Consider the following 23,915-nt stretch of genomic DNA (forward strand, 5'->3'; position numbering starts at 1 on the left):
GGCGTTACCGGTATGCTGGAGCCACAATCGAACATGACCCATGGCCCGCGCGGGAGAGTCCACTACGGACACCGAAGGAGCAAGCCTCCCCGCCAATCTCTCAGGTCCGCGTACCGCGAAGGTCTGGTCACTCTGAAAAGCGATCCCGCAAGGGATCCGCCGACGGTGAAAGCGCTCACGCGTGAAACTCTCAGGCTCATGACAGAGGGGGAGTCTGGGGTACCGACCGGTGCCTTGACGACCCATTGTCGGGAGAGAGATGTCAGAGAATCGCTTCACGCCGCTGAAAGACCGTCACGAAGCCCTTGGTGCTTCCTTCACGGACTTCGGCGGCTGGATGATGCCCGTGCGCTATACGTCCGATCTTGCGGAGCACAAGGCGGTGCGCGAGTCGGCAGGTCTGTTCGACATTTCGCATATGGCCGAGTTCATTGTTGATGGTGCCGGCTCTGCCGCTTACCTTGACTACGCGCTCGCTGGCCGGTTGTCTGCAATGGCCGTCGGCAAGGCAAAGTACTCGCTGCTGCTCGCCGAAGACGGTGGCATCATCGACGACCTCATCGTGTACCGGATGGCCGACGAACGCTTCCTGATCATCTCGAACGCTGGCAACCACGACGCGGTTGCCGCTGCGCTCCCGGAGCGCGCCGCCGATTTTGATGTCGAGATCTCTGACATTTCGGACGACGTTGCACTCATCGCGATTCAGGGCCCGGAGTCCGTCGCGATTCTCGAGCCGATGACATCGCTCGTCATTACCGGCACGCCGCTCGCCGAATCGGCGTACTACACCTGGACCGAAGGTGACTTCGGTGAGGTTCCGGTGTTCATCGCACGCACCGGCTACACCGGTGAAGACGGATTCGAACTCCTGGTTCCGAACTCCGCCGCTGGCGAGTTGTGGGACGCCGTGCTTGCCGCAGGCGCTGACCGCGGCCTCGTGCCCGCCGGTCTTGCCGCCCGCGACACGCTGCGCCTGGAAGCAGGCATGCCGCTATACGGCCACGAACTCAGCCGCGAGACGGTTCCGTCGCAGTCCGGTCTTGGCCGCGTCGTTGTCGCCGCCAAGGAGTCGTTCGTCGGCAAGGAGGGCCTTGCCGCCCGCGATATTACCGACGCCCCCGTTTTGATCGCGCTGTCGGTCGAGGGCCGCCGCGCTGGCCGCGCCGGCTACGGCGTATTCCAGGGCGAAACGCAGGTCGGCGAGATTACGTCCGGCGCGTTGAGCCCGACGCTCGGCTACCCGATCGCGATGGCGCTCGTGCACCCGAGCGCGGCAGAAGCCACCGACCTGACCATTGACGTGCGGGGCACCCGCATTCCCGCAACCATCACCACCCTTCCCTTCTATCGGAGAAACTCATGACCGCTGACCTGAAGTACACCGAAGAGCACGAGTGGATCGCTGTCGACGGAGACGTCGCCACGATCGGCATCACGGACTACGCAGCTGAGCAGCTCGGCGACGTTGTCTTCGTTGAACTGCCCGCCGTTGGTTCCGCCATCACGGCCGCCACCGTTGTCGGCGAGATCGAGTCCACCAAGTCGGTCGGCGAGCTGTACGCTCCCGTCGCCGGTGAGGTCATCGAGATCAACGACGCCGTTGTTGACCAGCCCGACCTCGTCAACGCTGACCCGTTCGGTCAGGGCTGGCTCATCAAGGTTCGCTTCACGGGTGAGCTCGGCGCCACGATGGACGCCGACGCGTACGCCGCCTTCACCGGAGCATAAGCGTGACGATTTTCGCTGACCGCCACATTGGCACCACGAGCGAGACCCAAGCGGTCATGCTCGACGCCGTGGGCATCACGGCTGATGCTGGCGAACGCCCGCTTGATGCGCTGATGCGCCGCGCCGTTCCGTCGTCGATTTTTGAGAACCGCGGAACCTCGGAGGCACTTCCGGAGGCAGCCAGCGAAGCAGAGGCTCTCGCCGAGCTTCGCGCGCTCGCCGCACGCAACACCGTCAACAAGGCCATGATTGGCCTCGGCTACTACGGCACGCTGACCCCGTCGGTGATTCAGCGCAACGTGCTGGAGAACCCATCGTGGTACACCGCGTACACGCCGTACCAGCCGGAGATTTCGCAGGGTCGCCTCGAAGCGCTGATCAACTTCCAGACCATGGTCTCGGAGCTCAGCGGCATGGCAACGGCTAACGCCTCGATGCTTGACGAGGGAAGCGCCGCCGCCGAAGGTATGCTCCTGGCCCGTCGCGCCTCGAAGGTGACGTCGCCGGTGTTCGCCGTGGACTCGGGTGCATTCCCGCAGACCAAGGCCCTGCTGGCAACGCGTGCCGCTGCCGTTGGTGTTGAGCTCGTTGAGGTCGATCTCGCTGGCGGCGAGGCGCTGCCTGACGCCCTGTTCGGTGCGTTCGTGCAGTATCCGAGCGCATCCGGTCTCGTGTGGGACCCGTCGTCGGTCATCGACGCCGTACATGCGGCCGGTGGCCTTGCGGTTGTCGCCGCCGACCTGCTGAGCCTGACGCTGCTCGCATCTCCCGGTTCGCTTGGCGCGGATGTCGCTGTCGGAACCACGCAGCGCTTTGGCGTGCCGATGGCGTTTGGTGGTCCGCACGCGGGCTACATGGCCGTGCGTGCGGGGCTGGAGCGTCAGCTTCCTGGCCGTCTCGTCGGTGTTTCGCAAGACGCGTCTGGTCACCCGGCCTACCGCTTGTCGTTGCAGACCCGTGAGCAGCACATCCGCCGTGAGAAGGCGACGAGCAACATCTGCACCGCGCAGGTGCTGCTTGCCGTCATGGCGTCGATGTACGCGGTCTACCACGGCCCGAACGGTCTCCGTGCGATCGCTACCCGCACCGCGCAGATGGCATCGCAGCTCGCTAAGAGCCTCGTTGCCGGTGGTCTGGAGATTGCTCACGAAGCCTTCTTCGACACCGTCACGGTCATGGTTCCGTCTCGCGCAGCCGACATCGTCGCTGCCGCACACGCTGGCGGATACCTGTTGCACCTCGTCGACGCCGACACGGTTTCGGTGTCAACGGATGAGACCACGACGCTGGAAGACCTGGCCGCTGTGGCTGGCTTCTTCGGCGTTTCGGCTCCCGGTGCCTTTGGCTTGGCTGCGCTGGAGATTGGTAAGTTGCCTGACGCGCTGCGCCGCACGGACGACTTCCTGACGCACCCGGTGTTCAACGTGCACCACTCCGAGACCGCCATGATGCGTTACCTGAAGCAGCTCGCTGACCGCGACTACGCGCTGGACCGTGGCATGATTCCGCTCGGCTCGTGCACGATGAAGCTCAACGCTGCCACCGAGATGGCGGCGATCACGTGGCCCGAGTTCGCGGGAATTCACCCGTTCGCTCCGGTTTCAGACGTTGAGGGCTACCTTGACCTGATCACCCAGCTTGAGGGCTGGCTGGCTGATGTCACGGGTTACGACGCCGTGTCGTTGCAGCCGAACGCTGGCTCGCAGGGTGAGCTCGCGGGTCTGCTTGCGATTCGTGGCTACCACCACTCGAATGGTGATACGGCACGCGACATTTGCCTCATTCCGTCATCGGCGCACGGCACGAACGCTGCGTCGGCGGTGTTGGCCGGCATGAAGGTCGTTGTTGTTGCCACGACGGAGTCGGGTGACGTTGACCTTGACGATCTGCGCGCCAAGATCGAGAAGCACGCTGACACGCTGTCGGCGCTCATGATCACCTATCCGTCCACGCACGGTGTGTACGAGCAGGATGTGCTCGACATCACTGCGGCTGTGCACGCGGCCGGTGGCCAGGTATACATCGATGGCGCAAACCTCAACGCGCTGCTCGGCTACTCGCGTTTTGGCGATCTGGGTGGCGATGTGTCGCACCTCAACCTGCACAAGACGTTTGCGATTCCGCACGGTGGTGGCGGCCCGGGTGTTGGCCCGGTTGCGGCCAAGGCTCACTTGGCGCCGTTCCTGCCTTCGCACCCGCTCGCTCAGCGTGCGGAGCACGCGGGCGGTTACGTTTTCGAGGGTGGCCCGGTGTCGGCCGCGCCGTACGGTTCAAGCGGCGTGCTGCCGATCTCGTGGGCATACGTGCGCATGATGGGTGCCGCCGGTCTCCGTGACGCGACGGCGGCTGCCGTGCTTTCGGCGAACTATGTTGCCGCGCGCCTGCGGGAGTTCTACCCGGTGCTGTACGCGGGTGAGGGCGGACTCGTCGCGCACGAGTGCATTCTCGACCTCCGTCCGCTGAAGGAAGACACCGGCATTACCGTCGACGATGTGGCTAAGCGTCTCATCGACTACGGCTTCCACGCGCCGACGATGTCGTTCCCGGTTGCCGGAACCCTCATGGTCGAGCCGACCGAGTCGGAAGACCTGGGCGAGATCGACCGCTTCATCGACGCGATGATTCGTATTCACGCCGAAGCTCAAGCGGTGAAGGCTGGCACGTGGCCGGCCGACGATAACCCGCTGGCGAACGCGCCGCACACCGCGCACTCGGTCATCGCAGGGGAGTGGGCACACGCCTACACCCGCGACGAAGCTGTGTACCCGGTGGCATCGATCATCCGCACGAAGTACTGGCCGCCTGTCCGCCGCATCGACCAGGCATTCGGAGACCGCAACCTGGTCTGCGCCTGCCCGCCGATCGAGGCCTTCGCCGACCTCGGCTAATTCTGTCGCACCGAAGGGGTGGGCGCCGCTACGCGGCCCCCACCCCTTTCCCGTCCCCACGTGGTTCCGCCCCCACCCCGTCCGGCCCCCCACCTGGTTCCGCCCCCATTCAGTTCCGCGAAACACATTCTGGTTGTCGAGACATCAGCGCGTTCCATGTGTTTCGCGGACCAAAATGTGTTTCACCCACCAGTTGCCGCAACGGATCGGCGATAGGCCTGCAACATCGTCTGATTCTGCGGGGCGATCGGAACCATTCCTGCGGCTCGCAGGATGCGATCGAGGCGTGCGGGTGTGGTGAGGTCGCGAAACTCCCACCGTGCTACGACCGCTCCGGCACGCCGCAGAGCGTCTTCGCGCCGCTTCTCGTGGCGCAGGGCGCCGGCGGGGCCAGCCTCATGCTGGCTGTATTTGTCGTAGCCATCAAACTCGCCGCACACGCGCTGTTTGGCCCACCAGAAGTCGAGTCGCCAGGACCCTTCCGGCGTCTCCATCGGATGCTGTAGTTCGGGCGCGGGAAACCCGAGCCACTCGATGAGCGCGCGGCTGACCGATTCTCCTGGTGATTCGGAGAGAGCGCACGTGTGCTCGGAGAGCCATGCGAGAGATCGCGTACCGCGGGAGTTGCGTTGCAACCGCCAACGGCGTCGAAGCGCGGCAGGGTCGGCGCCGCCGCGCAATGCAGCGTCCCACACGGCAAGCGAGTGAGCCCGGTTGCGGACTCGCCCAAAGTCGATGGCAGTGTCGATCACGCTGGTTGCGAAACCGAACGGGGTCAGCGTGAGGGCGCGCGGATCGGCAAGTGCATGGCGCATGACATCGCCGACGAGAACAGACTTTGTGCGCTCACGATCCCACACATGAATCTTGCTCGGGGACCCGAAGAGGGGGAGTCCGTGCGCGACTATTGCTGATTCATGGCTGAGGACATCGTTGGGGTGGGTGATGCGGAATGCGCGCACGCGCTCGGCGTACTGTTCCCAAGGCGTCAGAGCCAGCCATTCAGTGGTCGGCGTATAGATTCCATGTCGCACGCGCGTGAGACCCGGCTTTCCGGAGAGACGGAGGTTTCGGTCCCCACGACCGGAGTGCAGCAACGGAAATGCTGATTGTTCCATTCCGGAAGCATCTACTGTCATCCGGCTGGCATCCGCCGCTCCAACGGCTTTGGGGAGACGTTCCGTCCCAGCTCAGCTTGTGGAGGAGCCTCATCCAAGTGCGAGACACATTCTGGTCCGCGAGACACATGGAACGCGTTGATGTTTCGACAACCAGAATGTGTTTCGCCGAAAGTAGGTGGGCACTGGGGGTGCGGAACCAGGTGGGGTGCGGAACCAGGTGGGGTGCGGAACCAGGTGGGAGTGGGATGCAAGGGAGCGTTAGGCGGTGAAGAGGGTGGGGAAGAGGGCGACGGCGATGGGGTAGCCGAAGAACGCCACGATATCGATCAGGGTGTGTGCAATGACGAGGGGCATGACGCGGCCCCAGCGTTGGTATGCCCAGCCGAACACGATGCCCATGACGAAGTTTCCGACGATCCCGGGGACACCTTGATAGGCGTGGTAGAGACCGCGCAGCGCCGCTGCGGAGAGAATGATCGTCCAGGTGCCCCAGCCGAGCCGGCGCAAGCGATCACCTAGATATCCCAACAGGATCACTTCTTCGAGCAGGCCAGCGCGCGCCGCAGACAGCAGCAGCACCGGCACGAGATACCAAGCGACATTGTCAGAAGCCTGGATCGCAATGCTCGCTCCCATTGCCCGGCCGACGATGTAGAGGCCGAGCCCGGGCAAACCGATCGCCAGACCAATCCCCAAAGCGCGCAAGAAGTCGGAACCAATACGCGAGAAGTCAAGACCGATCTTGCGGAGTGCAGATTGGCCGGGTTCCCACAAGAGGTAGATCACCAGCGCGACGATCGCGAGGTCAAAAAACACATCGAGGAGTCCGTAGACGACATCCCATACCGCATGATCATCGCGTGATGGGTTCAGTTGCGCGGTCTGCTCGCCGATCGGCGTGGTGCTGAGCTGAATGCGGATGAAGGAAATTGTTGAATAGACCGCGGAGGCGCCCAGCGATAGGCACAGCACGATGACCACTTCCCACGTCAGGCGGGTGCGCGACGCGGTGCTGGCCACGGGGAAAATCGGAGCGCTCATTGTCCTCATTGTGCCGTATACATGGCGGCGGGTTCATGAGGGTGCGCCGGGGCGTTGTGGGGGTGTGGCGGCAAAAGCGGCACCGGCATTTCCGTGAGAAACATCGATGCTCTGTGGCATCCTGCACAGCGATAACGGCGCCGACCCCGGCGTGAACGTGCAGTTTGTGAGCAAACCCCCCAATTGAGTTAAGGGTATGTAACGTTTTCCCGCGACGTTTTGACCATGCCTACCTGGCGCGCTTAGTGTTTCCCTATCCGTGTACCAGGTTTCGATCAGATTCTTGGTGCACAAAGACCCCTTGCACAGGAGGAAATAGTGTCTAACAAGACATGGCGCAAGCGCGCCCTAGCAACCACCGCGGGTCTGGGCCTTTCAGCCCTGATCCTCGCCGGTTGCACCACGCCCGGCGCAACCGACCCGACGACGAAGCCGTCAGAAGGCGGCGGCACGGGTGAGGTCGTTGACGCAACGATCACGCTGGCTGAGGCCAACGAGGTAACGTCGTTCAACGTCAACACCCCGCAGTCCAACCTCGACATCAACTCCAAGCTGTCGTACGCAACGCACGACTCGTTCGGCTACGTCAACGACAAGATGGAAGTTGTCCCCAACGAGGGCTTCGGTACGTACGAGAAGGTTTCGGACGACCCGCTGACGGTCAAGTACACCCTGAACAAGGGCCTTGAATGGTCGGACGGCGACGCGATCGACACTGACGACCTCATCTTCGGTTGGGCTGTTGAGTCGGGCTACTTCGACGACGCAACCTACGACGCAGAGGGTGCTGTTACTGCAGGTACGCAGTACTTCACGATCGCCGGTTCGACCACGGGTATCCGTGACTCGAAGATCACCGAGGTCAGCGACGACAAGCTCTCGCTCACCCTCGAGTACGACACCCCCTACGTTGACTGGAACCTCGTCTGGCTCCTCGAGCAGCCCGTTCACGTCATCGCTGAAAAGGCTGGCGTCACGGTTGAAGAGATCGTCGGCGCAATCCAGGAAAGCCCGAAGGGCGACCCGGCAGCTCCGGCAGCTCCGATCGAGCCCCTCGTGAAGGCTGCAGAGGTCTTCAACTCGGCATTCGACGTTACGTCGCTGCCGGACGACGAGTCGCTGTACCTCTCGAACGGCCCCTTCATCGTTGACTCGTGGGAGCCCACGCAGTCGATGACGCTGAAGCTCAACGAGAACTACAAGGGCACGCTGAAGCCGGCTTACACCTCGCTCGTGTTCCGCTTCATCGGTGACTCGCAGGCACAGGTTTCGGCACTGCAGAACGGCGAGGTTGACATCATCAACCCGCAGGCTGCTGCTGACACGCTGACCGCACTGCAGGCAATCCCGGCGGCAACGGTCCTCACGGGTGACCAGCTGTCGTACGACCACGTTGACATCAACTTCAAGGGCGAGTTCGCAGACCCGAAGGTTCGCGAAGCTTTCATGAAGGTCATCCCGCGTCAGCAGATCGTTGACACGCTGATCAAGCCGATCAACCCCGAGGCAACCGTCCTCAACTCGCAGGTCTACGTGACCTCGCAGGGCAAGGTCTACGAAGACTCGGTCAAGAACAACGGTTCGTCGGCATACGCTGACGTTGACGTTGAGGGCGCTAAGGCACTCCTCGCAGGCAAGACCCCCACGGTCCGCATCCTGTACAACATCAACAACCCGAACCGTGTTGCAGCATTCGAGGCGATCTCGGCTAACGCAACGGAAGCTGGCTTCAACGTCGTTAACGTCGGTGACGCTAAGTGGGGCTCGATGCTCGGTAGCGACGTCTACGACGTCTCCATCTTCGGTTGGATCTCCCCGGGTGTCGGCAACGTCTCGATCCCGCAGATCTTCGCAACCAACGGTGGCGGTAACTACAATGGCATCAGCGTTCCTGAGATCGACGAGCTGGCAAACAGCATCATGACGATGACCGAGCAGTCGGACATCGAAGCAGCCGGCCAGGCAGTTGACAAGCTCCTGTTTGACAACTACTACGGTCTGCCGCTGTTCCAGAGCCCGGGTGTCATCGCACACTCGGACCGCGTATCGGGCGTTACCTACATGGCTAACCAGACCGGTCCGATCTGGAACTACTGGGAGTGGACGGTAGCGGCTAACTAAGCCCCTCGCCTTCGACTAACACATACAAGCAGGGGGCGTCGGATTTCCGGCGCCCCCTGGCTTGTGCGTTGATTTCCATTCCCCCCCCGGTATCGGCAAATGCGGCGGCGCACCACAAGTGCAACCGCCGCACAGGGCACTCGCCTGATACCGTATGTCTCCATGAAGGGACAGCCCATTGACTAGCTACATCTTGCGGCGAATCGGGGTATCAATCCTGATTATTCTCGCCGCATCCTTCCTCATGTACACGCTTGTCGCGCTCGCACGTGACCCGCTGGAAGATCTTCGAACGAGTAACTCTCCCAACAAGGAGATGCTCATTGCCCAGCGCATCCAGTGGCTCGGCCTGGACGACCCGATTCCGGTTCGTTGGCTGAACTGGGTTGGCGGCGCTGTCCAGTGCGTCGCGCCCGGCCTGCTGGCCTGTGACCTGGGCGTGACGATCAGCAACCAGTCGGTTGCCGTTCTTCTCGGCCGCGCTATGGGTGCCACGCTCCAGCTGGTGACCGCCGCGACAATTCTGGCGATCATCCTCGGAATCGCAGTCGGTATCATTTCGGCTCTGCGTCAGTACAGTGCCGTTGACTACACGTTTACGTTCGTCAGCTTCTTCTTGTATTCCCTGCCGTCGTTCCTGATGGCCGTTGTGCTCAAGGTCTTCTTGGCCATCGGATTTAATAACTGGCTGCAATCGGGGCCATTTATTAGCTGGCCGGTGATCATCATTGGTGGCATCGTGGCGGGCCTGTTCTGGCAGGCGATTATTGGCGGTAAGAGGCAACGACGCCTCACTGTCTTCGCCGCATCGACGCTGGTGACCGGTGCCATGCTCTACGGCATGGGCGTCACCCAGTGGTTCCTCACGCCCGGCCTTGGTCCGATCCTGGCTCCGCTGCTGATCGCAGCGTTTGGTGCAGGAATGGTCATGTTGATCGCTGGTGCGCGGGCAACCTACGCCTGGAAGACGGCCGGTGTGACTGCCGCGATCATGATCGTGGCGTACTTCATCCTGATGCCGCTGTTGCCCAGCGTCACCGGAATTGGTGTTGTCGGCATTGCTGTTGCTGCGGCCGTTATCGGCGGCATCATCGGTTACATGCTGGGTGAACACGACCGGGGGCAGTCGGCGCGCATTGGCGTTCTGACGGCCTTGCTCGGCTACGGCGTTATTGTGCTTGACCAGTTCATGACGCGTTGGCCGGAATACGTCAGTCAGGCTCGTGGCCGTCCGATCGCAACCGTAGGTTCTGCAACGCCGAACCTGCAGGGTGACTTCTGGATTCACGGCATCGACACGTTCACGCACCTCTTGTTGCCGACAATTTCACTCATGCTGATCTCGTTCGCCGGCTACACGCGTTATGCGCGTGGTGGCATGCTCGAGACGCTGAACCAGGACTACATCCGCACGGCACGCGCTAAGGGTCTGCCGGAGCGCACGGTCGTTGTTCGTCACGCCTTCCGTAACTCCCTCATCCCGATCACCACGATCGTGGCGGCAGATGTCGGAGCGATTCTGGGTGGCGCCATCATCACGGAGCGCATCTTCGCGTTCAGCGGTATGGGCGCTTTGTTCAGTAAGGGGCTTGACGAATCTGACCCGAACCCGGTGATGGCGTACTTCCTGATCATTGCGATCTTCGCCATCCTGTTCAACTTCTTGGCAGACCTCGCCTACTCGGCGCTTGACCCGCGAGTGAGGGCAAAATAATGGCTAATCTCGAACCCGGCGTACCCGCACAGACGGGGCCAGCGCCGACCGAAACTATTCGTCACCTCGGCGACGATAAGGGCGTCAGCCAGGGACGGCTTGTTTTCAAGCGCTTTGTTGGCCACAAGCCCGCCATGATCAGCTTCGTGCTGCTCGTGTTGATCATTGGCTTCGCCGTCACCGCTTCGGGGGCCTTCGGCATTCAGGGCTGGTGGAAGTGGACATACACAGAGCTGTTGCCGCCGGTAGAGCAGGGGCGTCCGACGCTCCAGCTGTGGCCGTTCTCTCTCGGTGAGCACCCCTTCGGTCAAGACACCGTTGGTAAGGACTACTTCGCGATGGTGATGCGTGGCGTCGTCAACTCGACGGTTGTCATGTTCATCCTCGGTGGCGTTGCAACCTTCATCGGTGTCGTCGTCGGATCGGTCGCAGGCTATTACCGTGGCTGGGTCGACGCCGTGCTTATGCGTCTCACCGACATTGTCATCATCATCCCGATCATCGTCATTGGCGCGGTTGTTGGTGCGGCAATGGGAGCACTCGGACCGGTCGTTCTTGCCCTGTTCCTCGGCTTCTTCGCCTGGACGGGTATGGCGCGACTCGTGCGTGCGGAATTCCTCTCGCTTCGCGAACGTGAGTTCGTGGAAGCGGCCCGCGTTGCTGGCGCATCGGATGCTCGCATCATCTTCAAGCACATCCTGCCGAACGCCATGGGTATCGTCATCGTCTCCGCGACGCTGGCGATCGCTGCGGCCATTCTGTTGGAAACGTCGCTGTCGTTCCTTGGTTACGGTATTCAGGCCCCCGACGTCTCGCTCGGTAGCTTGATCAGCCGTAACGAGTCGGCGTTCCAGACGCGTCCGTGGCTGTTCTGGTGGCCAGCCGTGTTCATCGTGCTGCTGTCGTTGCTCGTCAACTTCATTGGTGACGGCCTGCGCGACGCCTTTGACCCGCGTCAGAAGAACGTTGTCTTCCGTCGCGTCAAGGAGCTTCCGGCTGACGCTGCTGCTCCGACGGCAGCCGTCAGCATGGACGTCCCTGGTGGTCCGAGTGCCTCAGACACTCCGGCCGACGTGGAGCGCCGCGAAGGCCACTGACATGTACTCAGCTGAGGAAGAAGCCCGCCACAATTGCTGCGGCGAGCACCGTGAGAACGAGCAGGGGGAGCGGTTCGATGTTGCGTCGAACCGTGACCTCGCCCGCTTCGCCGATGGCGACGCGATCAGCGTTCTTCAGTTTCTCCCAACGCTCACGGATGACGATGGCCGCGTCGCCCGAGTCGGTTCCGATGAGATCAGCGTGCCGTGGCCGTTCGCCCGCCGCGCGCGTCTCACGGTTCGCGGCTCGGCGGCCGGCCGTGTAAGCCGTGACGAGTCCGGGCGCCGGAGCCGACCACGCCGTGAACTTCTTTCCCGGCGTGTAGAGCGTCAGCGCGTGCTTGGTATCAACCAGGATGAGCGCCACCCACGGCACGAAAACGTGGTGCGTCACATTCTGGATCAGCACGCCCTCGTCGCTCACGGTGACATTCGGACGCCACAGCGCAAAGTACGCGTAAGCCACCAAGAAGACGCCGGTGGGGTAGACCCACGTCAGGCGCGAATCGCCGCTACTCGCCGCGATCACAATGAGCACGACGCTCAGAACCCACAGGATCACCGCCACAATGCGGTTGAATTGGGAATGGACAGTCGTTTCATTGCTCTTCACACTTCTATTTTCCCCTCTCGTATGGTGAGGAACACACGATGAACATGCCAGAAGAACGAAAGCGCCGCGAAGGCGCGCCCCTTTTGGAAGTTGACGGACTCTCCGTTGACTTCGCTGTTGACAACTTTTGGGTGCCTGCAGCCAAGAAGCTGACCTATGACGTGCGCCCAGGTGAAGCACTTGCGATCGTTGGTGAGTCTGGTTCCGGCAAGTCGGTGAGTTCGATGGCCCTGCTCGGCCTGCTCCCCAAGAACGCTCGCGTCACTGGTTCCGCTCGCCTCGATGGTCGCGAGATTCTGTCGCTGAAGGGCGACGATCTGCGCCGTATCCGCGGTCGCGAAATTGCCGTGATCTTCCAGGAGCCGATGACCGCGCTGAACCCCGTGTTCACGGTCGGCTTCCAGATCATTGAGACGCTCCGCATGCACTTCGGTATGACGCCGAGTGCGGCAAAGGCCCGCGCGCTCGAGCTGCTCGACATGGTTGACCTGCCCGACCCGCTTAAGGCGTTCAACTCCTACCCGCACCAGCTCTCTGGTGGCCAGCGTCAGCGCGCCATGATCGCACAGTCGATCTCGTGTGACCCGAAGCTGCTGATCGCCGACGAGCCGACCACCGCGCTCGACGTGACGGTGCAGGCCGAGATCCTCGACCTGATGCGTGATTTGCGACACCGCGTTGATGCCGCCATTCTGCTCATCACCCACGACATGGGCGTGGTGGCAGACCTCGCAGACGACATTGTCGTGATGCGCAAGGGTGAGATTGTGGAACGCGGAACCACGCAGTCGGTATTCGCGAACCCGCAGCACCCGTACACGCAACAGTTGTTGGCCGCCGTGCCGCGTTTGGGTGCTGGGCTCGATGGAGAACAGCGCATCGACACGACAGCGGCGCTCCGCGGCGACACCTCGGCGATCCGCATCGCTGAGGCTGCCGCTGAGGAAGACGCGCTGCGCGCCTCCAAGGGTGCCCCCGTTCTGGAGTTCAAGGACGTTGCCATCGACTACCCGAAGAAGGGCCGCGTGCCTGCCTTCCGCGCTGTCGAACACGCGACGTTCACGGTCTACCCCGGCGAAGTCACCGGCCTTGTCGGTGAGTCAGGCTCAGGTAAGTCGACGATGGGACGTGCAGCGATCGGTCTGCTCCCGATCGCCGAAGGTGAAGCGTCCGTCGTCGGTCACGACATCACGAACGCCAACCGCCGACTGCTCCGCGAGGTGCACAAAGACGTCGGTATCGTGTTCCAGGACCCCTCGTCATCGCTGAACCCACGTTTGCCGATTGGCCAGTCCATCGGTGAGCCGATGCTCCTTGCCGGCATCGCCAAGGGACGTGACCTTGATGTCAAGGTGCAGGAACTTCTCGATGCCGTTGAGCTTCCGCGCTCGTACCGCAACCGTTACCCGCACGAACTGTCTGGTGGTCAAAAGCAGCGTGTCGGTATTGCGCGCGCGCTGGCGCTGGAACCGAAGCTGCTGATCGCCGACGAGCCGACCTCGGCCCTCGACGTGTCGGTGCAGGCCACCGTGCTGAAGCTGCTGCGCACCCTGCAGAGCGAACTTGGCTTTGCGTGCCTGTTCATCAGTCACGACCTCGCCGTTGTTGATTCGCTTTCCGACCGCCTCATCGTGATGAACCACGGCGCGATCGTGGAGCAGGGCCCCACCGCCCAGGTGCTCAACGCTCCGAAGGACCCGTACACGCAGCGTCTCATCGCCGCGATTCCGGTTCCTGACCCTGGGGAGCAGAAGATCCGCCGTGATGCACGCGCGGCACTCCTGGCTTCCCAGCAGGCCAGCTAAGCGCGACGGAACAACGTCCACACCTGGCAAAGCCCCCGATGATCGGCCGGATCGTCGGGGGCTTTTCCCATGTCGTGTAATATAGATAGGCCCCATTCCGGGCACAAATACCCAACGCAAGGACCCTCTCCATGGCGCATGCCCTCCGTCCGGACCTCCGCAATGTCGCAATCGTCGCTCACGTCGACCACGGCAAGACCACGCTTGTCGACGCGATGCTTCGTCAGACGGGCGCCTTCAGCGAGCACGGCCACACCGAAGACCGTTCGATGGACTCGGGTGACCTTGAGCGCGAAAAGGGCATCACGATCCTCGCCAAGAACACGGCGATCACGTACAGCGGAAAGCACTCCGATGTTCCGGTGACGATCAACGTCATCGACACCCCCGGTCACGCCGACTTTGGTGGCGAGGTTGAGCGCGGCCTGTCGATGGTTGACGGCGTTGTGTTGCTCGTTGACTCTTCTGAAGGTCCGCTGCCGCAGACCCGCTTCGTGCTTCGTAAGGCACTTGAGGCGAAGCTGCCCGTTATCCTCGCGGTCAACAAGACCGACCGCCCCGACGCTCGCATCGAGGCCGTTGAGGGCGAAGCACAAGACCTCCTCCTTGGCCTGGCATCTGACCTGGTCGACGACGTTCCTGACCTTGACGTCGACGCACTGCTCGATGTTCCCGTCGTGTACACCTCCGGCCGCGCAGGTGCCGCTTCGCGCAACCGTCCGGCCGACGGTGAATTGCCAGACAACGATGACCTCGAACCGTTGTTCGACGCGATCCTCGAGCACGTGCCGGCACCGTCGTACGACGACGAGGCTCCGCTGCAGGCCTGGGTCACGAACCTTGACTCCAGCCCGTTCCTCGGCCGCCTTGCACTCCTCCGCGTCTTCAACGGCACGCTGAAGAAGGGCCAGACGGTTGCCTGGGTGCGTGCAGACGGCACCACAAGCAACGCCCGCATCACCGAGCTGATGAAGACCCGCGCGCTCGAGCGTTACCCCGCTGAAGAGGCTGGCCCCGGCGACATCGTCGCGATTGCCGGCTTTGAAGACATCACGATCGGCGAGACGATCGCTGACCCCGACGACATTCGCCCGCTGCCGATGATCCACGTCGACGACCCGGCGATCTCGATGACCATCGGAACCAACACCTCGCCGCTCGTCGGCAAGGTCAAGGGCCACAAGCTGACGGCACGTATGGTGAAGGATCGCCTCGACCGCGAGCTCATCGGTAACGTCTCGCTCAAGGTTGTCGACATCGGCCGCCCGGACGCGTGGGAAGTTCAGGGCCGTGGCGAGCTTGCTCTCGCGATCCTCGTCGAGAACATGCGTCGCGAAGGCTTCGAGCTCACCGTTGGTAAGCCCCAGGTGGTCACGAAGAAGATCGACGGCAAGGTTCACGAACCGTTCGAGCACCTCACGATCGATGCTCCTGAGGAGTACCTCGGTGCGATTACGCAGCTGCTCGCAGCGCGTAAGGGTCGCATGGAAGGTATGACGAACCACGGAACCGGCTGGGTCCGTATGGAGTTCATCGTTCCGTCGCGTGGTCTGATCGGTTTCCGCACCGAGTTCATGACCACGACGCGTGGTACCGGTATCGCCAACGCGATTTCGCACGGCTACGAGCCGTGGGCTGGCCAGATCGTGACGCGTCAGAACGGCTCGATCGTTTCTGACCGTTCCGGTGTTGTCACGCCGTTCGCCATCATCGCGCTGCAGGAGCGTATGAGCTTCTTCGTTTCGCCTCAGGACGAGGTGTACGAGGGCATGGTGATCGGCGAGAACTCGCGTAACGATGACATGGACGTCAACATCACGAAGGAAAAGAAGCTCACCAACATGCGTGCTGCTTCGTCTGACACCTTCGAGTCGATGACGCCGCCGCGTTTGCTCTCGCTCGAAGAGAGCCTCGAGTTCGCTCGTGAAGACGAGTGCGTTGAGGTCACGCCGGAAAAGGTTCGTATTCGCAAGGTTGAGCTCGATGGAAACGCGCGTGCCCGCGCTACGAGCCGCCTGAAGAAGCAGGACGCCAACGCCTAAGCGTTCGCCCTACGCAACGTGCCCACGCCACATGGTGTGGGCACGTTGCGTTTCAGTGCGAAGATAACTCTCGTGTCTGATTCCGATGTTGCTGAGGCCAACGCCCGCCGTGCGTGGCGCGATGCTATTGGTGTATCGCTCGCGACCGGTGCCTACGGTATTTCGTTTGGTGCGCTGGCCATGGGCAGCGGTCTCGATATTTGGCAGACCTGTGTGCTGAGCCTGCTGATGTTTACCGGCGGATCACAGTTCGCCTTTATCGGGGTGATCGGCACGGGCGGCCTGGCGGCAACGCCCGCCGCCATTGCGAGCTCCGCGCTTCTCGGTATCCGCAACCTGGCATACGGGATGCGTCTGTCGGCTCTCATCGGTGGCAGTAAAGCGAAGCGCATCGCGGCAGCCCACCTGACGATCGACGAATCGACCGCTGTGGCGCTGGCTCAGCAGGACACCAGGTCGCGTCGTATTGGTTTCTGGGCCACGGGCATCGGAATTTTCATCGGATGGAACCTGATGACACTCCTCGGCGCCCTGCTTGGGGATGTGCTCGGCGACCCGCGTGCCTGGGGCCTTGATGCTGCCGCCGCGGCTGCTTTCGTCGCACTACTCTGGCCGCGTCTCAAGTCTCGCCAGGCCATCGCTGTTGGGGTGATGGCGGCTGTCGTCGCCACCGCTGTTACTCCCATCGTGATGCCGGGTGCTCCCGTGTTGATCGCCGCGAGCGTCGCGGTCATTGTGGGATGGTTCAACCTCTTCGGGTCAAAGGAGGCTGTCGCATGACACTGTGGTCTGCCGTTCTCCTCGCGTGCGTTGCCTGCATGCTGCTCAAACTCGCCGGATACCTCACCCCAACGCACTGGCTGGAGGAGCCGCGTACTGCGCGCATCACCGACCTGCTCACGGTGGCGTTGCTTGCGGCGCTGATCGCGACACAAACGCTCGCGAAAGACCAAAGCATTGTGCTGGACGCGCGCATCCCCGCGGTTATCGTTGCCGCGATTTTGTTGAGCGTGCGCGCGCCCTTCTTGCTCGTCGTGCTCGCAGGTGCGGTCACGGCGGCGTTGTTGCGTCTGTGGGGCCTCGCCGCCTAACGCTCGGCTCGCACCAAACCAGCGCGAGTACGATAGCGGGGTGCAGCTCTTCTCCCGCATTCTGACCTGGCTTATGGCAATCGCGCTCGGTGCTGTCTTTGGTGCAGCTGGAACCATTGGTTACGCCGCGATGCCCTTCGGGCTTCCGCTTGGTTTCGCCGTCGGAATCATCGGCTGCGCTGCCATCCTCGTCGCGATTCGGATGATCACGGAAGACCGCATTGCCGTTGCTGCCGGAGGTCTCGGAATGATGGCAATGCTGCTCCTCTTTTCTGGTGTCGGCCCAGGCGGTTCTGTCGTGGTTCCGGATTCCATCCTGGGTGTGGTGTGGTCACTCAGCCTGACTGCGGTCATTGTGCTCATCGCTGTCTGGCCGGACGCGTCACGGCTTCGCACCCTCAACCCGAAGTAGACTGATCCTGTGACGTACGTAATTGCACTGCCGTGTGTAGACGTGAAAGACCGCGCCTGCATCGATGAATGCCCCGTTGACTGCATTTACGAGGGTGAGCGGATGCTCTACATCCATCCTGATGAGTGTGTTGACTGTGGTGCGTGCGAACCGGTGTGCCCGGTTGAGGCTATTTACTACGAAGACGACCTGCCGGAAGAATGGTCTGACTACTACAAGGCGAACGTCGAATTCTTCGATGGCGTCGGATCTCCCGGTGGCGCCGCCAAGGTGGGTGTGATCCCGAAGGACCACCCCGTCGTTTCTGTGTTGCCGCCGCAGGCATGAGCATCCGGGACCTCGCTGACTATCCGTGGGATGCTGTCGCGCCGCTCGCACAGCGCGCTCGCGAACACGCTGACGGCATCGTTGACCTCTCGATCGGTTCGCCCGTCGACCCCACACCTGTCGTCATTCGTGAAGCGCTTGCCGCAGCTACCGAGGCGCACGCCTACCCGCAGACTGTCGGCACGGTTCCGCTTCGCGAAGCGATCGTCGCCTGGTTCGAACGTCGGCGCGGTGTCACTGGACTGACTCCAGACAACGTGCTGCCCACGATCGGTTCGAAAGAACTCGTCGCGTTGCTGCCCACCCTGTTGGGTCTAGGGGAGGGCGATATTGTCGTGCACCCGCGCGCCGCCTACCCGACCTATGAGGTCGGTGCAGTTGTTGTCGGCGCGACACCCGTCGCGCAGGATAATCCGGCGCTGTGGCCGGACGGAACCAAGCTGATTTGGCTAAATTCACCTGGGAACCCCGATGGCCGGGTGTGGAGCGCCGCGGAGTTGCGCGTTGCTGTTGAGCGCGCGCGAGAGCTCGGCGCCGTCATTGCTGGCGATGAGTGCTATGCCGAGCTGGGGTGGGATGCGCCGTGGGATACCGAGGCGATTCCGTCGGTATTGGACCCGCGCGTGACGGGTGGCGACATCACGAACGTGCTGTCGGTGTACTCGTTGTCGAAGCAGTCAAACCTGGCAGGCTACCGTGCGGCCTTCCTCGCGGGGGATTCTGCTCTCGTGGAGCGTTTGCTCACCGCGCGCAAGCACCTGGGCCTGATGTTGCCGTTGCCTGTGCAGCACGCCATGGCAGTGGCGTTGGCCGATGATGACCACGTCACGGAGCAGAAGGAGCGTTACCGTGCGCGCCGTGCGGTGTTGAAGCCGGCGCTGGAAGCGGCCGGGTTCCGCATTGACCGCAGCGAAGCCGGACTCTATCTGTGGGCCACCGAAGGGCGAGACGCCTGGGAGAGCATGGAACGTCTGGTGGGTCTGGGCATCCTGGCTGGCCCCGGCGTGTTCTACGGGCCGTCCTTTGCGCAGCATGTGCGGCTGTCACTCACCGCAACGGATGAGCGCATCGCGGCTGCGGCCGCGCGCCTCCGTCACGCTTCGTAGGTGATCTCTATCGATTCGCGCGATCCTTTGCGGCGGTCAACAGTACTCTCTGACTCCTACTAGGCTGTAAATGTGTGGCTTCCATGTGAAGCCCCGACCGACCGCGTCACCGCGCGGCGAATACGACTCTCGTCGATACAGATCGCAAGGAGGCACCGTGACGGACGCGGCAACCCAGCCCGAGAAGGCCACACTGTCGATTGGCGGCACAACCGCCGAATTCCCCGTTTTGCAGGGAACAGATGGCACCCCGGCCATCGATTTTGCAACGCTCACCAAGCAGACCGGCCACACGGCGCTGGACTACGGTTTCGTGAACACGGCAGCCACGAAGTCCGCAATCACCTTCATTGATGGTGACGAAGGCATCCTGCGCTACCGCGGTTATCCCATCGAGCAGCTGGCAAAGAACAGCTCCTACCTCGAGGTGGCTTGGCTGCTCATCTACGGCGAGCTGCCCACCGCTGACCAGCTCGGTGAGTTCGACGAGAAGATTCGTCGTCACACCCTGATTCACGAAGACCTCAAGCACTTCTTCTCGGCACTGCCGCACACCGCGCACCCGATGTCTGTGCTGTCTTCGGCGGTCTCGGCGCTGTCGACCTACTACGAAGGTCAGTCCGACCCGCACAACCCCGAGCACGTCGAACTCAACACGATTCGCATGCTCGCCAAGCTTCCCGTGCTCGCGGCTTACGCACACAAGAAGAGCATCGGTCAGGCGTTCCTGTACCCAGACAACTCGCTGAGCTTCGTGGACAACTTCCTCAAGCTCAACTTCGGTGTGCTCAGCGAAGAGTACGAAGTCAACCCGATCATGTCGCGTGCGCTTGAGCGTCTGCTCATCCTGCACGAAGACCACGAGCAGAACGCGTCGACCTCGACCGTGCGCCTGGTGGGTTCCACAGGCGCCAACCAGTTCTCCTCCATCTCGGCAGGCATCAACGCGCTGTACGGCCCGCTGCACGGCGGCGCGAACGAGGCAGTTCTGGAAATGCTTGCGAAGATTCGCGATTCGGGCGAGGGCGTCAAGCGTTTCGTCGAGCGCGTCAAGAACAAGGAAGACGGTGTCAAGCTCATGGGCTTCGGTCACCGTGTCTACAAGAACTACGACCCGCGTGCGAAGCTCGTGAAGGAGTCGGCTGACGAGGTTCTTGCCGAGCTCGGCGTGAAGGACCCGCTGCTTGACCTGGCGAAGGAGCTCGAAGAGATCGCTCTCAACGACGAGTACTTCCAGTCGCGTCGCCTGTACCCGAACGTCGACTTCTACACCGGCGTGATCTACAAGGCGATGGGCTTCCCGACGCGTATGTTCACCGTGCTGTTTGCGATCGGTCGCCTTCCCGGCTGGCTGGCGCACTGGCGCGAGCTCAACACCGACCCGCAGAACAAGATTGGTCGCCCGCAGCAGCTGTACACAGGTGCACCTGAGCGCAACTACCCGGGTCTGTAAGCAGACACAACAAAGCCCCAGCAGATTGTTTTCTGCTGGGGCTTTGTTGTGTCACGGTTACGCGTGCAGGGCGTCGTTCAGGGTGACTCCGACACCGTGCCTGGCGACGGCTTCAATGGCGCCTGTCAGCGAGTTGCGGCGCAACATCAGGGCGTTCCTGCCCGAGAGGTCAGAACCCTTCATGATGACGGGGGAGCCGTCTGACTGCAGCGGCTGATCGATCATGATGATTTTGGATCCGGCGGTCACGTAGAGGCCGGCCTCCACGACGCAGTCATCGCCAAGGGAAATGCCGATTCCGGCGTTTGCGCCAAGCAGCGTGCGCTCGCCAATCGAGACGCGATGCGATCCACCGCCTGAAAGAGTGCCCATGATGGAGGCGCCGCCACCAATGTCAGAACCATCGCCGACAACGACACCCTGCGAAATACGGCCCTCCACCATCGAGGCGCCCAACGTACCCGCGTTGAAGTTGACGAATCCTTCGTGCATCACCGTGGTTCCGGGGCTCAAATATGCCCCCAACCGCACGCGTGAGACATCCGCGATACGCACGCCAACCGGAAGCACATAGTCGGTGAGGCGCGGGAACTTGTCGAGCCCCTGTACCTGGATACCAGCGGCCTGGAGGGCAGCACGACGGCTACCGACCTCGGCGGGGAGCATCGGGCCAGCGTTGGTCCATGCGACGTTAGGAAGGTGACCGAAGATGCCATCGAGGTTGAGTTCGTTCGGGCGTACCAGCAGGAGCGACAACGCCTGAAGACGGAGGTAGGCATCTTCAGTAGAAGCCGGAGGCGCTTCCAGATCGATCTCGACAATGACGGCCTCGACCGTGACGCCACGGCGGTCATCGGTGCGCCCTGCGAGCGTCAGCGGGGCCTCATGTGGCGCGCGTCCGATCGCCGGCGACGGGTACAGTGCATCGAGCACCGTTCCGTCGTGTGCCACGGTCCGCAGACCCTCACCCCAGATCCAACGTGCTTCAGTCATGGGTCAACGTTACTACCGGCGTGCGTGGTCGATTTGCGCGCTACTAGAGTGGTTCGCATGTCGACGCTTGATCTCACCGTCTCCGCTGTTCAACTCACTCGTGACATTTGCGACGTTCCCAGTGTTTCTGGTGATGAGAAGCGGCTGGCCGATCTGATGCAGGAAGCGCTCACCGCGTACCCGCACCTCGAGGTCATTCGCGACGGCGACCTCATTGTCGCGCGCACCAATCTCGGGCGGGACCGTCGCGTCATCATCGCAGGCCACATTGACACCGTGCCGATCAACCACAACCTGCCAACACAGCTGTCCGAGAGTGACGGCGTTGAATACATTTGGGGGCGCGGCACCGTCGACATGAAGGCGGGCGTTGCCGTGCAGCTGAAGCTTGCGGCAGAACTGGTGGAACCATCGGTCGACATTACATGGCTGTGGTACGACAACGAAGAGGTCGACAGCTCGCTCAACGGTCTCGGACGACTCGCACGAAACCGCCCCGACCTGATGCTGGGTGATTTCGCGATCCTCGGCGAACCATCCAACGGTGCCGTCGAGGGCGGCTGCAATGGCACCCTGCGCGCCGTTGTACGCACCCACGGCTCGCGAGCACACTCCGCCAGGGCGTGGATGGGGGAGAACGCCATTCACGCGGCAGCGCCCATCCTGGCGCGTTTAACCGAGTACACCCCGCGTGATGCGGATGTGGAGGGGCTCGTCTACCGTGAGGGCCTCAATGCCGTTGGTATCACGGGCGGTGTGGCTGGCAATGTCATTCCTGACCTGTGCGAGGTGGAGGTGAACTTTCGGTTTGCCCCCGACCGTTCGACCGACGAAGCGCAGGACTACGTGCGTGACTTCTTTGCCGGCTTCGAGGTGGAATTCACTGACCTCGCCGCCGGAGCACGGCCCGGTTTAGACGCGCCGTTGGCGCAGGAGTTTGTGGCAGCGGTGGGAGCCGAAGCGAAGCCGAAATACGGCTGGACGGATGTCGCGCGCTTCTCCGAAGCGGGCATTCCGGCCGTGAACTACGGTCCGGGTGATCCGTCGCTTGCGCACCATGATCAAGAACGCGTCGAGATTTCACAGATCGTGGCAGTCGAGACTGCGTTGCGCGCGTGGCTCGCCTAATCGCACGTTTTGACGCGCCGCGCCCCTCTGCGCTCGTGCAGGTGGCGGCGATTTACCTGGTCTCGCGGGTCATCACGCTGAGCGTGCTGTTTGCCGCTGCCTCCGCAGCTGGCCCGCAGTCTCGGTACGGTGCTGCGGCGACCGTCGGCGATTTCATCCTCGGGTGGGATGCCAACTGGTATTGGATCGTGGCTGACGTCGGTTACCCCTCCGACCTCCCGCTCTCCGATGACGGTCGACCGATGGAGAACGCGTGGGCCTTTATGCCGGTTTACGCTTACCTCGCGAAGATCGTGGCTCTGCCGTTCGGGCATTGGGTTGTCGGTGCGGCGATCGTGTCGCTTGTCGCTGGGTTCGGAGCCAGCTACGCCCTCTACGCCCTCATGCGAACACGGCTGAGCGAATCGCAGTCGCTGTGGGCGGTGATCTTCTTCGCCAATGGCCCGCTCGCCGCGCTATTTCATGTCGGGTATGCCGAAGCCCTTTTCCTGTTCTTCCTGCTGACCGCGCTGTACGTCGTCGTGACTCGGCAGTTTGCCTGGCTTTATCTCCTGATCCCCTTGATGGGATACACGCGTCCAGGCGTTCTTGCCTTCTCCCTGATGCTGGCGCTGTATGGCATTTGGCGATGGGTCAGGCGGCGCCGTGACCCGCTGCCGCTTGCGCACATTAACCACATCATTGCCACTGGACTGCTTGCCGCCGTTGTCGGTCTCAGTTGGCCGGTGATCGCAGGCCTTGCGATGGGGGATCCGACCGCGTATTTGCAGACGGAGCTGTCATGGCGACGAAACTGGTTGCCTGAGTCTTCGACGCACTTCGTACCGTTTGACGGGTGGATTCTCGGTCTGAACTTCTGGTTTGCCCAGTGGCAATTGCCTGCGTGGCTGGGGTGGACGGTTTTTGGCCTGCTGGTTGCCGGAACCATGTGGCTACTGGTGCGCGCTCGTGCCGTGCGTGCGCTGGGGATGGAAGTGCGCCTGTTTTCAGCAAGCTATCTGCTTTATCTCGTCGCGGTGTTCTTCCCACAGTCCTCGACGCTGCGATTGTTGGTTCCGCTGTCACCGCTGTGGGGCGCGCCCGCCCAGATTAAGCCGTTGTGGGGGCGGATCGCGGTGCTTGCGGGGTGCCTGATTTACCAGGCCATCTGGATTTTCGAGATGTACGCGTACGGAAACACCATCACGCGAATTCCCTAACATTTCGCTGTCGAATGGCCAGTGTCCAGGAAA

At 62.3% G+C, this 23,915-nt stretch carries 20 protein-coding genes and 1 riboswitch; of the genes, 16 read left to right on the top strand and 4 right to left on the bottom strand.

Annotated elements, in window-relative coordinates; genetic code table 11:
* Window positions 1-40: 40 nt before the first annotated feature.
* A riboswitch (glycine riboswitch) is annotated at window positions 41-126 on the top strand.
* A gap of 133 nt (window positions 127-259) precedes the next feature.
* Genes gcvT through gcvP form a run of 3 tightly spaced genes read left to right on the top strand, consistent with a single transcriptional unit; the run spans window position 260 to window position 4,619 of the window.
* Window positions 260-1,366 carry a glycine cleavage system aminomethyltransferase GcvT gene (gcvT, locus tag KTJ77_RS04220; protein ID WP_217337238.1) on the top strand — a complete coding sequence of 369 codons (1,107 nt, stop codon included), beginning with the start codon at window positions 260-262 and terminating at the stop codon, window positions 1,364-1,366.
* Window positions 1,363-1,731: a glycine cleavage system protein GcvH gene (gene gcvH / locus KTJ77_RS04225; protein WP_217337239.1), complete on the top strand. Its 369-nt coding sequence runs from the start codon at window positions 1,363-1,365 to the stop codon at window positions 1,729-1,731. The genes gcvT and gcvH overlap by 4 nt, the downstream gene beginning before the upstream one ends.
* Window positions 1,728-4,619 carry an aminomethyl-transferring glycine dehydrogenase gene (gene gcvP / locus KTJ77_RS04230; RefSeq protein ID WP_217338328.1) on the top strand — a complete coding sequence of 964 codons (2,892 nt, stop codon included), beginning with the start codon at window positions 1,728-1,730 and terminating at the stop codon, window positions 4,617-4,619. Before gcvH ends, gcvP begins: the two co-directional genes overlap by 4 nt.
* Before the next feature lie 182 nt (window positions 4,620-4,801).
* On the opposite strand, the gene KTJ77_RS04235 is transcribed toward gcvP, so the two are convergent.
* Together KTJ77_RS04235 and KTJ77_RS04240 are read right to left on the bottom strand one after the other, a co-directional pair.
* Window positions 4,802-5,737, bottom strand: a complete 936-nt coding sequence (locus KTJ77_RS04235) for a hypothetical protein (RefSeq protein ID WP_217337240.1) — start codon at window positions 5,735-5,737, stop codon at window positions 4,802-4,804.
* Between the two features lie 261 nt (window positions 5,738-5,998).
* Entirely contained in the window at window positions 5,999-6,781 is a 783-nt protein-coding gene (locus KTJ77_RS04240) for a CPBP family intramembrane glutamic endopeptidase (protein ID WP_217337241.1), read from the bottom strand.
* Between the two features lie 318 nt (window positions 6,782-7,099).
* Between KTJ77_RS04240 and KTJ77_RS04245 the strand changes: the two genes are divergently transcribed.
* The 3 genes from KTJ77_RS04245 (at window position 7,100) to KTJ77_RS04255 (ending at window position 11,713) form a co-directional block, all read left to right on the top strand.
* On the top strand, window positions 7,100-8,902 hold the full coding sequence (locus KTJ77_RS04245; RefSeq protein ID WP_217337242.1) for an ABC transporter family substrate-binding protein: 1,803 nt from the start codon (window positions 7,100-7,102) through the stop codon (window positions 8,900-8,902).
* Between the two features lie 178 nt (window positions 8,903-9,080).
* The gene (locus KTJ77_RS04250; RefSeq protein ID WP_217337243.1) at window positions 9,081-10,616 is read left to right on the top strand and encodes an ABC transporter permease; all 1,536 of its coding nucleotides are present in this window, start codon (window positions 9,081-9,083) and stop codon (window positions 10,614-10,616) included.
* Entirely contained in the window at window positions 10,616-11,713 is a 1,098-nt protein-coding gene (locus KTJ77_RS04255) for an ABC transporter permease (protein ID WP_217337244.1), read from the top strand. Before KTJ77_RS04250 ends, KTJ77_RS04255 begins: the two co-directional genes overlap by 1 nt.
* Before the next feature lie 7 nt (window positions 11,714-11,720).
* On the opposite strand, the gene KTJ77_RS04260 is transcribed toward KTJ77_RS04255, so the two are convergent.
* A complete protein-coding gene (locus KTJ77_RS04260; protein WP_217337245.1) occupies window positions 11,721-12,326 on the bottom strand; it encodes a PH domain-containing protein in 606 nt (201 codons plus the stop codon).
* A 38-nt stretch (window positions 12,327-12,364) separates the two neighbouring features.
* Here KTJ77_RS04260 and KTJ77_RS04265 point away from each other — a divergent pair, with 38 nt between their 5' ends.
* The 8 genes from KTJ77_RS04265 (at window position 12,365) to KTJ77_RS04300 (ending at window position 20,562) form a co-directional block, all read left to right on the top strand.
* Window positions 12,365-14,131 (top strand): ABC transporter ATP-binding protein, encoded by a 1,767-nt coding sequence (locus KTJ77_RS04265; RefSeq protein WP_217337246.1) that lies wholly within the window; start codon window positions 12,365-12,367, stop codon window positions 14,129-14,131.
* A gap of 131 nt (window positions 14,132-14,262) precedes the next feature.
* On the top strand, window positions 14,263-16,173 hold the full coding sequence (typA, locus tag KTJ77_RS04270; protein ID WP_217337247.1) for a translational GTPase TypA: 1,911 nt from the start codon (window positions 14,263-14,265) through the stop codon (window positions 16,171-16,173).
* Between the two features lie 72 nt (window positions 16,174-16,245).
* The gene (locus KTJ77_RS04275) at window positions 16,246-16,953 is read left to right on the top strand and encodes an AzlC family ABC transporter permease (RefSeq protein ID WP_217337248.1); all 708 of its coding nucleotides are present in this window, start codon (window positions 16,246-16,248) and stop codon (window positions 16,951-16,953) included.
* On the top strand, window positions 16,950-17,264 hold the full coding sequence (locus KTJ77_RS04280) for an AzlD domain-containing protein (RefSeq protein WP_217337249.1): 315 nt from the start codon (window positions 16,950-16,952) through the stop codon (window positions 17,262-17,264). The genes KTJ77_RS04275 and KTJ77_RS04280 overlap by 4 nt, the downstream gene beginning before the upstream one ends.
* A gap of 40 nt (window positions 17,265-17,304) precedes the next feature.
* The gene (locus KTJ77_RS04285; RefSeq protein ID WP_367948824.1) at window positions 17,305-17,676 is read left to right on the top strand and encodes a histidinol dehydrogenase; all 372 of its coding nucleotides are present in this window, start codon (window positions 17,305-17,307) and stop codon (window positions 17,674-17,676) included.
* 9 nt (window positions 17,677-17,685) lie between these two features.
* Window positions 17,686-18,003: a ferredoxin gene (gene fdxA / locus KTJ77_RS04290; RefSeq protein ID WP_217337250.1), complete on the top strand. Its 318-nt coding sequence runs from the start codon at window positions 17,686-17,688 to the stop codon at window positions 18,001-18,003.
* A complete protein-coding gene (dapC, locus tag KTJ77_RS04295) occupies window positions 18,000-19,109 on the top strand; it encodes a succinyldiaminopimelate transaminase (protein ID WP_217337251.1) in 1,110 nt (369 codons plus the stop codon). The genes fdxA and dapC overlap by 4 nt, the downstream gene beginning before the upstream one ends.
* Before the next feature lie 157 nt (window positions 19,110-19,266).
* Complete coding sequence (locus KTJ77_RS04300) at window positions 19,267-20,562, top strand: citrate synthase (protein WP_217337252.1); 1,296 nt, start codon at window positions 19,267-19,269, stop codon at window positions 20,560-20,562.
* A 57-nt stretch (window positions 20,563-20,619) separates the two neighbouring features.
* On the opposite strand, the gene dapD is transcribed toward KTJ77_RS04300, so the two are convergent.
* Window positions 20,620-21,555 carry a 2,3,4,5-tetrahydropyridine-2,6-dicarboxylate N-succinyltransferase gene (dapD, locus tag KTJ77_RS04305; RefSeq protein ID WP_217337253.1) on the bottom strand — a complete coding sequence of 312 codons (936 nt, stop codon included), beginning with the start codon at window positions 21,553-21,555 and terminating at the stop codon, window positions 20,620-20,622.
* A 57-nt stretch (window positions 21,556-21,612) separates the two neighbouring features.
* On the opposite strand from dapD, the gene dapE reads away from it, so the two are divergent.
* On the top strand, window positions 21,613-22,683 hold the full coding sequence (gene dapE / locus KTJ77_RS04310) for a succinyl-diaminopimelate desuccinylase (RefSeq protein WP_217337254.1): 1,071 nt from the start codon (window positions 21,613-21,615) through the stop codon (window positions 22,681-22,683).
* A complete protein-coding gene (locus KTJ77_RS04315; RefSeq protein ID WP_217337255.1) occupies window positions 22,671-23,882 on the top strand; it encodes a hypothetical protein in 1,212 nt (403 codons plus the stop codon). Before dapE ends, KTJ77_RS04315 begins: the two co-directional genes overlap by 13 nt.
* Window positions 23,883-23,915 lie beyond the last annotated feature (33 nt).

It is taken from the genome of Microbacterium sp. NC79 (genome assembly GCF_019061125.1).
Taxonomy (GTDB): domain Bacteria; phylum Actinomycetota; class Actinomycetes; order Actinomycetales; family Microbacteriaceae; genus Microbacterium.

Coding starts and splice junctions, on each gene's coding strand:
- gcvT (WP_217337238.1), top strand. CDS start 260: ATGTCAGAGAATCGCTTCACGCCGCTGAAAGACCGTCACGAAGCCCTT.
- gcvH (WP_217337239.1), top strand. CDS start 1,363: ATGACCGCTGACCTGAAGTACACCGAAGAGCACGAGTGGATCGCTGTC.
- KTJ77_RS04235 (WP_217337240.1), bottom strand. CDS start 5,737: ATGGAACAATCAGCATTTCCGTTGCTGCACTCCGGTCGTGGGGACCGA.
- KTJ77_RS04240 (WP_217337241.1), bottom strand. CDS start 6,781: ATGAGCGCTCCGATTTTCCCCGTGGCCAGCACCGCGTCGCGCACCCGC.
- KTJ77_RS04255 (WP_217337244.1), top strand. CDS start 10,616: ATGGCTAATCTCGAACCCGGCGTACCCGCACAGACGGGGCCAGCGCCG.
- KTJ77_RS04265 (WP_217337246.1), top strand. CDS start 12,365: ATGAACATGCCAGAAGAACGAAAGCGCCGCGAAGGCGCGCCCCTTTTG.
- typA (WP_217337247.1), top strand. CDS start 14,263: ATGGCGCATGCCCTCCGTCCGGACCTCCGCAATGTCGCAATCGTCGCT.
- KTJ77_RS04280 (WP_217337249.1), top strand. CDS start 16,950: ATGACACTGTGGTCTGCCGTTCTCCTCGCGTGCGTTGCCTGCATGCTG.
- dapC (WP_217337251.1), top strand. CDS start 18,000: ATGAGCATCCGGGACCTCGCTGACTATCCGTGGGATGCTGTCGCGCCG.
- dapD (WP_217337253.1), bottom strand. CDS start 21,555: ATGACTGAAGCACGTTGGATCTGGGGTGAGGGTCTGCGGACCGTGGCA.
- dapE (WP_217337254.1), top strand. CDS start 21,613: ATGTCGACGCTTGATCTCACCGTCTCCGCTGTTCAACTCACTCGTGAC.